Annotated in this window: 1 protein-coding gene; it reads right to left on the reverse strand. The window is 38.5% G+C overall.

Going from position 1 to position 1096, the window contains the following annotated elements:
- A partial coding sequence (locus tag SSCH_RS07690; protein WP_044664954.1) for a transposase occupies positions 1–873 on the reverse strand: 873 nt, incomplete at its 3' end.
- Between the last annotated feature and the right edge of the window lie 223 nt (positions 874–1096).

Consider the following 1096-nt stretch of genomic DNA (forward strand, 5'->3'; position numbering starts at 1 on the left):
AAGGTTTTGTTCTTTTAGGTAATTAACGATCTTTTTTAAACCACTTCGCATAGGGGCTTTACAGACATATAAAAGGGTACGGGATTCAAAGTATTCGAAGTTTTTTTCGTCAAAAAAGCCTTTATCCATTCTTACACCTTTGGGTACGTAGTTATGGGGTAATTGTCCCTCTGCCTCTTTGAAGAAATTAAGGAATTCGCCGTTACTGTGCGTCTTACCACCATATGCTTTTAGATTGACTAATTCTGCAGTTTCAGCAATAAAACAAGCCTTGGCCTTGATAGACGGACGGCCGTGATAACGAGGGTTATAGCCTACCTCACCGCCTTCTTGGTTGCCATGAAGGGTAATAACTGTATCATCGCAGTCCAGCCATATTTCAGTTGGTTCCTTTGTCCGGGAATGCAGTGCTATTAATTGTTGATTGATAGAGCGTAATTCTTCAAGGGATTCAATTTCCAATGTCTTAAATAACCGTCTGAATGCTGATTCCTCAGGGCATTCAATATCGCCTTTGATTTTCAGGTAACCCGGGTCGTAACGTAAATCATTGATGTGCTCGAATCGAGATAAACCAAGAATTTGAGCATCAACCAGAAAATCGAGCATTTCTTGAGACTGATATTTGCTGTTAGGTGCTTTGCGCATGGTAAAAGTGCTTTTGATAAGTTCCTTGAAACCAATTGCCTGTTTAAAAGATTCTACAGGGCCAAAATTAGCGAATTTAGTGGTTGTATCGTTATCAAAAGTAACTGGCAAATTAAATTTACGGATTTTCTTTTGTAAACGGTATTTTTCAAGTTCAATCTTTCTTTTTTCACGTCTGGGTAAAGGAGGTGCTTGACAATGTGTGGCTGTTTGTTGTACTTTCATATTGAAGACATCCCTTCTATTGGATTTTGGATCTCACCTATCCAATTAGATTTTTGAGGGGTGTCTTCCTCCTTTTTGTGCAAAATATTTTATAGGTTTTGCTACTTTAAAAAGCTAGCAATTGGCAAGAGCTTGGGCAGCTTTATTAGGGGTTACTTGCCGGCTATTAGGATTAAATTCTATTTCATTCCTGAGAATTAAGTTTACCAGATACTTCCCCTCT

This window comes from Syntrophaceticus schinkii (genome assembly GCF_000946815.1).
Lineage (GTDB): Bacteria > Bacillota > DSM-12270 > Thermacetogeniales > Thermacetogeniaceae > Syntrophaceticus > Syntrophaceticus schinkii.